We start from the raw sequence: 10,830 nt of genomic DNA, 5'->3' as shown, positions 1-10,830 counted from the left end.
CTACGGCCTATGTCCTACGGCCCTGCTTTCGCGTCCTACGCCCGGAACGCCCCCGGGTGTGTCTGCTCCCGCACCGACACGAACTGCTGCCGCACGGCCTGCCCGACGGCGAGTTCCTCGCCGGGCTCCAGGACCTGCGCGGCCGCGCCCTGCCAGGCCGGCGGGTTGCGCGGGTCGAGGGTGCCCTGGGAGACACCGAGGGCCCAGGCGGCCTGTCGGGCGGCGCCGATCGCCGCGTAGTCCGCGGGCTGCGGTACGACGACCTGCGCGCCGAACAGCATGGGCGCCGCGGCCTGCACCGCGGACAGCTCGGCCGCCGCCCCGAGAAGGAAGATCCGCCGGACCTCCACGCCCCGGCCGCGCAGCACGTCGAGCGCGTCCGCGAGCCCGCACAGCATGCCCTCGAACGCGGCTCTCGCCAGGTGCTCGGGCCGCATCGACTCGCGCCGCAGCCCCGCCAGGGTCCCGGCGGTGTGCGGCAGGTTCGGCGTCCGCTCACCCTCCAGATAGGGCAGCAGCACCAGCCCGTGCGAGCCCGGCGTCGACTTCATCGCCAGGTCGGACAGGCTCTCCAGATCCGGCACACCGAGCAGCTCGGCGGTGCCACGCAGGGTGCGTACGGCGTTCAGGGTGGTGACGACCGGCAGGTGCATGCCGGTGGCGTCGGCCAGGGCGGTGATCATACCGGTGTTGTCGACGAGGGCCTCGGGGTGGACGGCCATCACCGACCCGGAAGCCCCCAGGGACACCACCGCGTCACCGAGCCCGATGCCGAGCCCGAAGGCCGCGGCCATGGTCTCGCCGGTCCCGGCGGAGATCAGCAGCCCCTCCGGTGTCGTACCGGCCGCGTCCGACGGCCCGATCACCTCGGGCAGCATGACCTGGTGACCGAGGGCCAGCTCGACCAGGTCGGGCCGGTAGGCGCCGGTGGCCGCAGACCAGTACCCGGTGCCGGAGGCGCCACCGCGGTCGGTGGTCCGCCTGACCGGCCGCCCCAGCAGCTGCCACACCAGCCAGTCGTGGGCCTGCAGCAGGATCGCGGAGCGCAGGGCGGCGTCCGGCTCGTTCTTCGCCAGCCACCGCAGCTTCGTCACCGGCTGCGCGGCCTGCGGCACGCACCCCACGGCCTGCGCCCAGGCCTCGCGCCCGCCGAGAGCGTCGACCAGGTCCGCCGCCGCGACCTGTGCCCGTTTGTCACCGCCGACCAGCGCGGGCCGCACGGTGTTGCCCTGTGAGTCCAGCGGCACGACAGCGTTCTGCTGCGCCGACACGCCGATGGCCTGCACGCCCTCGAGCAGCCCGCCGCCGGCCGCCTCCCCGAGGGAGAGCAGCCAGGCCTGCGGATCGACATCGGACGGACGACCGGCACCCTCGGCACCCTCCAGCGGATGCGGCGCATAGCCCTGCCGGAGCACGGCCCCCGTGTCCGCGTCGCAGACGACGATACGAGTGAAATCGGGCGAACTGTCCAACCCGGCGACTATCCCCATGCCGAAAATTCTGCCGCACTGCGGGGGGTGAACGTGTCGGCTCGTCGCCCGCTAAGTGTTACTCGTGCCCCAGTCGTCCGCGCCGTCGTGCGCGCTGCGCTCCCGCAGCGACCGCACCCGGCCCGCCACCGACTCGGGCACCTTGTCGCCGACCTTGTCGCTCACCGCGTGGTACGCCTTGCCCGCGAACTGGCGGCCCTGCTGTGCGGCCGACTCGGCGGTGTTGCGGACCGCGGGGTTCTCCGCGACTCGGCGCGCGGACTTCTTCAGCTGTTCGTAGCGCTCGCGTCCGGCCCGCGTGCCCAGCACGTAACCCAGGACGATTCCGGCGACGAATGTGAGCCGGTAGCGCATGACGGCCACCCTCTCCCTTGCGTAGGTATCTGGTGCGGCATCGGCGCCGGGGGGTACCGATTGGCGAAGCACCCCCCTGCTTGCGCTAATGTATGTGTCGCAGCGAGCGCCCGCCCCCTGGCAGATACCCAGGTAGGTACGTTCGATGCAACGAGGCATTCCTCCGTAGCTCAATTGGCAGAGCAGCCGGCTGTTAACCGGCAGGTTACTGGTTCGAGTCCAGTCGGGGGAGCTCGGTCCTCCGTAGCTCAATTGGCAGAGCAGCCGGCTGTTAACCGGCAGGTTACTGGTTCGAGTCCAGTCGGGGGAGCATGCTGAACGAGGACCCCACCGGGGTCCTTTTTCATGTCCGACTTCATGTCCTGGGAACCGCGACGACGTGCGCCGCAGTCCTCAAGGTCATGAGGACCGCAGGAAGCCGACCATCCGAAGCAGGAGATCGTATGAGCGGCTATGCTGCGGCAGACGGCGCGCACACATGTACGCGACACGCCGCTATGGGGCGGTAGCTCAGCCGGTTAGAGCAGCGGACTCATAATCCGTCGGCCGTGGGTTCGAGTCCCACCCGCCCCACCACTCGCTACGCGAGAAGAATCGATCTGACCAGCAACTATGCGAGCTGGACGGCGAGTTGGGGGACGCTCGTAGAGCGTCTCGATACGTGTTTTCATGATCGGCAGGACAGATTCGGGACGCCGATTACGGTCAAGTCGGTCATAGGCCCCATGGGGTGATTCGTGTCGGGGTGCAGCAGGCCCCCGCTGATCCGTCCTGCATCAGGAAGCAGTCCGAATGGAAACGCCTCGGCATCCTGCGCGCCTCCCTTGAGCGGTCTTTTGTGATCGGTGAGCCGTATGCAATGTTGGCGACGTATCTTGGATGCATACATTGCGTATGTTGGAGGTGTCCCCGCTGTCCGTCACTCAGATTGATCTCGACGACGAGGCGCTGGCCGAGGCCATGCGGCTCATGGGTGCCACGACGAAGAAGGAGACCGTCAACGCGGCGCTTCGGGACTACGTGGCGCGGATCAAGAGGCTCGAGGCCGCGGAGAAGCTGGCCGCGCGAGGTGAGCGCGGCGAGTTCGAGCAGGCCGCAGCGGCGCATGAAGCCGAGAAGCGTGCGCGGCGCGGGGCCTTCGAGTGATCACGTATCTGGTGGACACCTCGGCTCTGTGGCATCTGTTCCGTACTCCAGGTGCGCTGCGCCCCTGGGAGGGATACATCGCCGCCGGGGTGTTCCACCTCTGCGAGCCGACACGTGCCGAATTCCTCTACTCGGCGACCAGCCCGTCTCACCGAGATGAGCTGGCCGAGGAGCTGGACGCGCTCTGTCTGCTCTCTCCAATTCCGAAGAACGCCTGGCGGTGGGTCGACACCGCTCAGTACAAACTGACACAGAGGGGCCAGCATCGGGCAGCGGGAGCGATCGACCTGTTGGTGTGTGCGACAGCTGTACACCATGGGCACACGGTCCTCCACGTGGACAATGACTTCGCGACGGTGGCCGGAGTCCTCAAGGAAGTTCAGCAGCGAGACGCACGAGCTTGATCTCCGGAGGCGGGATCACGTCTGTCGGCCTCTGACCTCGGTGATCGATGTCTCCGGGGCGCATCAGCAGTCCTTCCACAACACCGGCAACGGATCGCGGAGCTATTCCGCCTGCTCGAAGCCGACAAGCTGACGCCCGCTCAGCGCATCCTCGTCGACGAGCTATCCCCGCGTGCGGGGCCGAACGGTGTTGTCACCGGTGTCGGCGTCCACCGCGGACCTATCCCCCCGCGCGTGCGGGGCCGACGTCTTGGCGACCATCCGGCCCGCACATCCAGGAGCTATCCCCGCCTGCGCGGGTCGACCCCATGCCCTGGACGGCCTGCCACAGCAGGGTGGAGCGATCCCCGCCTGCGCGGGGTCGACCACTCCACACGGTCCTTGAGGACGTCGTTGCCGGAACTATCCCCGCCTGAGCGGGGTCGACGGCAGCAGGCGCTCGTTCGCGGCGTCCTCCAGCGAGCTATCCCCGCCTGCGCTGGCTCGACCCTTCCTGATTTGGGACGTTTATGGCGATCAGGCGAGTGTTTGTGTACTTGGTGTACAGCTGCGGCGTAGAACCGGCCGGAGGTACCCCGCGTACGCGGGGCCGAAGGTCAGAAGGGACGCGCTCTTGACCTATGCCCGTGTGGGGCCAGGGAAGCACCCTAGCTGTTGCGGGTCCGCTGGCTGAACTACTTGTCGTGTTTGCCTGGTCAAGCCGGTGACGGGATTGCAGGTGATACCGATGGGGCCGCTGATGCAAGTCCGGACCGCGTTCGCCGACCCAATCGGCCCCGCGCACGCGGGGATAGCCCCAGGGCCAGCGCCCTCTGGCAAGACCTCTGCCCGCTGTCAGTCGGACTTGTCGGCGGAGCCGCCCAAGAGGGCGTTGATGACCCGGTCGGTGGAGGCGGCCATGTCGACGGAGTCGGGGGCGAGCAGCCACTGGATCTGCAGGCCGTCCATGACGGCGATGATGGCGTTGGCCGCGTCTTCGAGGTTGAGGTCGGGGCGCGTCTCGCCGAGTTCGCACGCTTCGGCGAGAGCGTCGGTGACGAAGGTGCGCAGGCCGGTGTAGCGGTCGCGGAAGTAGTCCTGGGCGGGGTGGCCTTCGGTGACGCTCTCCGCCGAGAGGACCGCGTACAGCCGGACGATGCCTTCGCGTTCGGTGTTGCGGCGGACGGTGTCGACGAGGTGACGCAGAAAGGCCAGGCCGCGGGGGCGGTCGGGGCCGAGCTGTTCGATGTCGGTCGCGTCGCGCAGGTCCAGGACGCTGGTGAGCAGTTGGGCCTTGGAGCGGAAGTAGTGCAGGACGCCGGCCTGGGTGACGCCGGCCCGGTCGGCGATCTCCTGGAGTGAGGCGTTGTTGTAGCCGCGCGCCGCGAACGTGTCCATGGCGATCCGCAGGATCTCCTGCCGTCGCTGCTGGGCTTTGAGGCTCTTTCCCGCACGGGGCTGCCGCTCCCCGTTCGGCGCGCTCTCGCTCATCGTGCGGAGTCTACGGGGCTGTCTGTCAGTGGTCACCTTCCGATCAAACCGGAGAAAGAACTTACGCACAAGGACTTACTAAGTACTTAGTAAGTGTGCTTTTCTGCTCTCCGTTCCGCCCGATTCGTGCCGCGCCGCGGCCTGGAAGGACGAGCATGAGCCGCCCTGCCCTCCCTGATGACACCGAGCTCCGTGACCGCGTCCGCGGCCTGGACCTGGACGCCAAGATCCGCCTGTTGACCGGCGCGGACCTGTGGAGACTCCCGGCCGAGCCCCGGCTCGGTCTGTCCGCGGTGACGATGTCCGACGGCCCGCAGGGCGTACGGGGGACAGGCGACGACCCGGACGAGACCGGCCTGCTGGCCCCCGCGCCGAGTGCGCTGGCAGCGGCCTGGGACACCGAGCTCGCCGAGCGGCTCGGGGAGCTGTTCGCCACGGAGGCCCGCCGCAAGGGCGTCGACGTGGTGCTGGCGCCGGTGGTCAACCTCCAGCGCACCCCGGTCGCCGGGCGGCACTTCGAGTACTTCTCCGAGGACCCCCTGCTCACCGGCACCCTGGCCGCCGCCGTCGTACGCGGCCTGCAGAGCCGGGGTGTGAGCGCGTGCCTGAAGCACTTCGTGGCCAACGACTCCGAGACCGACCGCACCGAGTACCGCGCCCGGCTGGACGAGCGGACGCTGCGAGAGGTCTACCTGGCCCCCTTCGAGCAGGTCCTCGCCGAGGCCGAGCCGTGGAGCGTCATGGCCGCGTACTCGGGCGTCGATGACGGGACCGAGTCCGCGCGGATGACCGAGCACACACGGCTGGTGCGCGAGGTGCTGAAGGGGGAGTGGGGGTATGACGGGCCCGTGGTCAGTGACTGGGCCGCGACCCGGTCCACCGTGGCCTCGGCGGTGGGTGGACTGGATCTGGCGATGCCCGGCCCTGAGCCCCTGTGGGGCCGCCCCCTTGCCGAGGCTGTGCGTGCGGGCGAGGTGGACGAACAACTCGTCGACGACAAGGTGCTCCGGCTGCTGCGGCTGGCCCGGCACGTCGGCCGGCTCGACGAGCCCGAGCCGGCCCCCGTCCCGCCCGCTCCCACTCCGGAGGAGTTCCGGTTGCTGCGCGAGGTCGCTGCACGGGGCACGGTGCTGCTCCGCGACGAGGCAGAGCTGTTGCCGCTGGCCCCGGACGGCATCCGCAGCGTGGCGTTGATCGGCCCCAACGCCGTCGCGCCGTACCTCCAGGGCGGCGGCAGCGCCTACGTCCCCGCGGTACGCACCGTGTCCTACGAGGAAGGACTGCGCGCCGCACTCCCCGAGGACGTCCAGCTGACCGTGCACCGGGGCGGCGACGCCCGCCTGCGCCTGCCGTACGCCTCCGCCGAGCTGCTCACCGACCCCGGCAGCGGCGCGACGGGCATACGTGCCGACCACCTGGACGCCGAAGGCAACCGCATCGGCGGCGAGATCCGTGCCACCGGCGACTGGACCACGTACGACGGCTTCGGCCCGGCGACCGACCGGGTGCTGCTGCGCACGGAGCTGACCCTCGACGAACCGGGCACGCACCGCCTGGAATTCGGATGCTCAGGACGCTTCAGCGTGAGCGTCGACGGCGAGGAGGTCCTGGCCGGCGAGGACGACCGGGGAGTGGAGCTGGTGCTGGAGTCCAGCCACAACCACCCGCCCCAGCGGGGGATCGACGTCGAGGTGGGACCGGACGGGCGCAAGCTCGCCCTCGCCCTGGACCTCACCGTCGTGGACGCCGGTGGCTACGGCCGCTTCGTCACCGCCCAGGTCCGGCACGCCCCGCCCGGGCCGACCCCGTACGAGGAGATCGCCGAAGCCGTCGCGGCAGCTCAGGCGGCCGATGTGGCCGTCGTCGTGGTGGGCACCAACGAGGAGGTCGAGTCCGAGGGCTGGGACCGCACCGGCCTCGACCTGCCCGGCCACCAGAACGACCTGGTCCGCAAGGTGATCGCCGCCAACCCGCGCACCGTCGTGGTCGTCAACGCCGGTGCCCCGGTGCTGCTGCCCTGGGCCGATGAAGCCCCCGCGCTGCTGTGGGCGTGGCTGCCGGGCCAGGAGGCCGGTCACGCGCTCGCCGATGTGCTGCTGGGCCGTACCGAGCCGTCGGGCCGACTGCCGTGGACGCTGCCCGCCCGCGCCGAGGACGTCCCCGTTCCCGACGCCCGCCCCAGCGACGGAATCGTGGACTACACCGAGGGCGTCCATGTCGGTCACCGGGCCTGGGACCGGGACGGGCTCGTCCCCGCCTTCCCGTTCGGTCACGGTCTGGGCTGGACCCGATGGGCGTACGAGTCCGTGCCCCTCTCCCCGACTCCCGTCTCCGCCGCCTCCCCGACCAGCCCCGCAGGCGGAGACGGGCTCAATCTGACCGTGGCACTGACCAATACCGGCCCCCGGGCCGGCCGTGAGGTCGTCCAGGTCTACCTGGAGCCACCGCAGGACGGCTCCGACCGGCCGGTGCGCCTGCTCGCCGGCTTCGCCACGATCCAGGCGGCGCCCGGCGAACGCGTCACCGCCGTGGTACGCGTGCCCGCCCGCGCCTTCGAGATCTGGGACGGCGAAACGAGTGCGTGGCGTACTCCGCCGGGGTGCTACCGCCTGCATGTCGGACGTTCCAGCCGTGATCCGCGTCTCACCGCCGAAGTGACCGTCGACGACGGCCGCCGGCACCCCGCAATCTGAGCCACCCCCGGCTGCTCAACCCTTTTGCCCCATCCCGGCCTCACCCTCATCAGCACGACCGCAAGGAGCCGCAACCATGAGCACCCTCCGCCCCGCCGCCAGAACTCTCCAGATCGCCTGTGCCACCGTCGCGGCGGCCCTGCTGGCCACCGGCTGCGGCCGCAGCGACGACTCCTCGGCCGCCGACAACGCCCCGGCCAAGGTCGGCAGCGGCAAGGCCAAGGGCACGCTGGTCATGTGGTCCATGGGCGACAAGGCCGACAAGGACCTTGAGAGCCTGGCGAAGGAGTTCGAGCAGCAGAACCCGGGCGTGAAGGTGCAGATCACCGCGGTGCCGTGGGACGCCGCGCACGAGAAGCTGACCACCGCGATCGCCGGCGGCAACACCCCGGACATGTCGTTGATCGGCTCCACCTGGATGGCCGAGATGGCCGCCATGAACGGCTTCCAGGCCACCCCGGCGTCCTTCAAGTCGTCCGCGTTCTTCCCGGGCCAGTGGGACACCACGAAGTACAAGGACACCTCCTACGGCGTCCCGTTCATCGCCGATACGTCGGTGATCTACTACCGGAGCGACATCACCACGAAGGCCGGCATCAAGGGCGCCCCCGCCGGCGACTGGGCCGGATATCTGAGGGACCTCAAGGCCATCCAGGCCACCGCGGGCAAGCAGAACCCCAAGCTGCGCAACGCCACCCAGCTGCAGGTCGGCTTCAACTCCTGGCTGTTCTGGCTGCCGATGGTGTGGCAGCAGGGCGGTGACATCTACGACGCCGACGCGAAGAAGTTCACGTTCGACACGCCCGCGGTCACCAAGGCCCTGGAGTACTACAGCGGCGTCTTCAAGGACAAGCTCTCGCCGAACGACAAGACCGACGCCCGCCAGAACATCCAGAACGGGCTGATCGGCACCGTGCAGCAGGGCGCCAGCACCGGCGGAGACCTCCACAAGAACGCCCCCGACCTGGACAGCAAGTGGCAGACCGTGCCGCTGCCGAAGGGCACGCAGGCGGCCGGCCTGGCCGGAGGCAGCGACCTGGCGGTCTTCAAGGACGCCAAGAACGCCGACGCGGCCTGGAAGTTCGTCCGGTTCCTCACCGAGCCGAAGAACCTGGCCGCGTACGGGGAGGCGTCCGGCAACCTGCCCGCCGCCGTCCAGTCCTGGTCGGAGGGCGAGCTGAGCCAGAACACCAAGATGGCGGCCTTCGAGACCCAGCTGAAGGTCACCAAGGCCCCGCCGGCCATCACCACCTGGCAGCAGATCGCCGACGCCATCGACTCCGAGCTGGAGAAGCTCGCTTACGGCAAGGCCACCGTCGCCGACGTGCAGAAGACCCTGCAGTCCAAGGCCACCAGCATCGGCACCGGCCGCTGACCGCCGACGCCCGCATCCCTCGTACGGACGGATGACCACGATGCCCACGACCACTCTCGCGGGGCAGGGCACCCAGGAGGGGGACACCGCCGGCAAGCGGCCGGCGGCCACTCCCTCGCTGCGGCGCAGCACAACGCGAGGCCGCCGGACCCGCGCCGCCTGGGTCCTCGCCGCCCCGTTCCTCGCCCTGTTCCTCGCCTTCATGCTGCTGCCGGTCGTCTGGTCGACGCTGATGAGCCTGACCGACACCCAGAGCGCCGACCTGCGCACACCGCTGAACGTGTCGTTCACCGGCTTCGACAACTACGTACGGCTCTTTGAGGACCCTCAGTTCTTCACCGCCCTGCGCAACACCGCCGTCTTCGTCCTGGTGGCCCTGCCCCTGACGCTGGCCGCCGGACTCGCCGCGGCGGTCGCCCTCGACAGCGGCATCCGCCGCTTCCGCGCTCTCTTCCGGGTCGGCTTCTACCTGCCCGTGATCACCAGCATCGTGGCCGTCGCAGTGGTGTGGAAAACCCTTCTGGAACCCCACGCGGGCCTGGTGAACACCGTCCTCGCCTGGTTCGGGATCGACGGCCCGGCTTGGCTGGCCGACACCCGATTCGCCCTGCCCGTCATGATCGTGATGGCGGTGTGGCGCAACCTCGGCACCGTCATGATCATCATGCTGGCGGGGCTCCAGTCCGTGCCCCAGTCTCTGATGGAGGCGGCCGAACTCGACGGTGCCGGGGCCTGGCAGCGGTTCTGGCGGGTCACTTTCCCGCTCCTGCGCCCGGCCCTGCTGCTCACCGCCGTCACCACCGGCATCGGCTACCTGCAGTTCTTCGACGAGCCCTTCGTCATGACCGACGGCGGGCCGCTGGACTCCACGCTGTCGGCCACGCTGTACGCCTACAAGCAGTTCGGCAACGGCAACTACGGCATCGCCTCGGCCGCCGGCTACGTCGTCTTCGTCCTCATCATCGCCCTGACCGTGCTGCAGTTCCGCATGCTGCGGGACAAGGACTGATGCCCCATGACCACCACCACGATCAACACCGCCAAGGTGCTGCGACGCCGCCGCATCCGGCAGGAATGGGGCCGCCCCTGGCTCTACCTGCCGCTCACCGGCCTGCTGCTGCTCATGGTCACGCCGTTCCTGTGGATGCTGTCCAGCGCGTTCAAGTCCGAGGGCGACATCCGCAGAATCCCGCCGGACCTGATTCCCGCCAGTCCCACGCTCGCGAACTACCGGGAGCTGTTCAGCAGCCTGGACTTCACGAGGATGTTCGCCAACTCCGTGATCGTGGCGCTGGCCGTCACCGCCGGGAACCTGATCTTCTGCTCCATGCTGGGCTACGCCCTGGCCAAGCTCGAATTCCGCGGCCAGCGTGTGGTGTTCGGCCTGGTCATGGCCACGCTGATGGTGCCGGGCCTGGTCACCTTCGTGCCGCTGTACGTGCTGGTGGCCAACATGAAGCTGACCGGCTCCCTGCTCGGGCTGATCCTGCCGTTCCTGGCCACCCCGTTCGGGGTCTTCCTGATGCGGCAGTTCATCTCCACCCTGCCCGATGAACTCATCGACGCGGCCCGGGTGGACGGCTGCCGCGAACTGGCCATCTTCTGGAAGATCATTCTTCCGCTGACCAGGCCGGCCCTCGCCACCCTGGGGATCATCACCTTCCTCGGCTCGTGGAACAACTTCCTGTGGCCTCTGGTCGTGGCCCAGAACGAGAGCCAGTACACCCTCCCCGTCGGCCTCGCCCTGGCCAGCAGCGGACAGGACTTCACCCGCTTCGGCGTCCTGCTCGCCGGAGCCGTGGTCGTCCTGCTGCCGGTGACGATCGTCTTCCTCCTGTTCCAGCGCCACTTCGTGGCCGGCATCGCCACGACCGGTCTGAAGTGACATCAGCCCCGGC

At 69.4% G+C, this 10,830-nt stretch carries 9 protein-coding genes and 3 tRNA genes; 9 read left to right on the top strand and 3 right to left on the bottom strand.

The window, feature by feature from the left end; all coding sequences use genetic code 11:
* Positions 1-35 precede the first annotated feature (35 nt).
* On the bottom strand, positions 36-1,490 hold the full coding sequence (locus tag AC067M_RS03575) for an FGGY family carbohydrate kinase (protein ID WP_478695281.1): 1,455 nt from the start codon (positions 1,488-1,490) through the stop codon (positions 36-38).
* A 51-nt stretch (positions 1,491-1,541) separates the two neighbouring features.
* Positions 1,542-1,844, bottom strand: a complete 303-nt coding sequence (locus AC067M_RS03570) for a YtxH domain-containing protein (RefSeq protein ID WP_133926463.1) — start codon at positions 1,842-1,844, stop codon at positions 1,542-1,544.
* 159 nt (positions 1,845-2,003) lie between these two features.
* Here AC067M_RS03570 and AC067M_RS03565 point away from each other — a divergent pair.
* From AC067M_RS03565 to AC067M_RS03545, 5 genes are all read left to right on the top strand, one after another.
* Positions 2,004-2,076, top strand: a tRNA-Asn gene (locus AC067M_RS03565).
* 5 nt (positions 2,077-2,081) lie between these two features.
* Positions 2,082-2,154, top strand: a tRNA-Asn gene (locus AC067M_RS03560).
* 189 nt (positions 2,155-2,343) lie between these two features.
* Positions 2,344-2,420 (top strand) — tRNA-Ile (locus tag AC067M_RS03555).
* Between the two features lie 336 nt (positions 2,421-2,756).
* The gene (locus AC067M_RS03550) at positions 2,757-2,990 is read left to right on the top strand and encodes a type II toxin-antitoxin system VapB family antitoxin (protein WP_478695362.1); all 234 of its coding nucleotides are present in this window, start codon (positions 2,757-2,759) and stop codon (positions 2,988-2,990) included.
* Positions 2,987-3,394 carry a PIN domain-containing protein gene (locus tag AC067M_RS03545; protein ID WP_478695280.1) on the top strand — a complete coding sequence of 136 codons (408 nt, stop codon included), beginning with the start codon at positions 2,987-2,989 and terminating at the stop codon, positions 3,392-3,394. The genes AC067M_RS03550 and AC067M_RS03545 overlap by 4 nt, the downstream gene beginning before the upstream one ends.
* Before the next feature lie 834 nt (positions 3,395-4,228).
* On the opposite strand, the gene AC067M_RS03540 is transcribed toward AC067M_RS03545, so the two are convergent.
* A complete protein-coding gene (locus AC067M_RS03540; RefSeq protein WP_478695279.1) occupies positions 4,229-4,864 on the bottom strand; it encodes a TetR family transcriptional regulator in 636 nt (211 codons plus the stop codon).
* Between the two features lie 155 nt (positions 4,865-5,019).
* Here AC067M_RS03540 and AC067M_RS03535 point away from each other — a divergent pair, with 155 nt between their 5' ends.
* The 4 genes from AC067M_RS03535 to AC067M_RS03520 all read left to right on the top strand — a co-directional run bounded on the left by AC067M_RS03535 (position 5,020) and on the right by AC067M_RS03520 (position 10,817).
* Complete coding sequence (locus AC067M_RS03535; protein ID WP_478695278.1) at positions 5,020-7,557, top strand: beta-glucosidase; 2,538 nt, start codon at positions 5,020-5,022, stop codon at positions 7,555-7,557.
* A 76-nt stretch (positions 7,558-7,633) separates the two neighbouring features.
* Complete coding sequence (locus AC067M_RS03530) at positions 7,634-8,932, top strand: extracellular solute-binding protein (protein ID WP_478695277.1); 1,299 nt, start codon at positions 7,634-7,636, stop codon at positions 8,930-8,932.
* Positions 8,933-8,963: 31 nt separating this feature from the next.
* Entirely contained in the window at positions 8,964-9,941 is a 978-nt protein-coding gene (locus tag AC067M_RS03525) for a carbohydrate ABC transporter permease (RefSeq protein WP_478695276.1), read from the top strand.
* A 6-nt stretch (positions 9,942-9,947) separates the two neighbouring features.
* A complete protein-coding gene (locus tag AC067M_RS03520) occupies positions 9,948-10,817 on the top strand; it encodes a carbohydrate ABC transporter permease (protein WP_478695275.1) in 870 nt (289 codons plus the stop codon).
* The last annotated feature ends 13 nt before the right edge of the window (positions 10,818-10,830 follow it).

This window comes from Streptomyces sp. NPDC043427, assembly GCF_056436655.1.
This window is presented reverse-complemented; position numbering and strand designations above follow the sequence as displayed.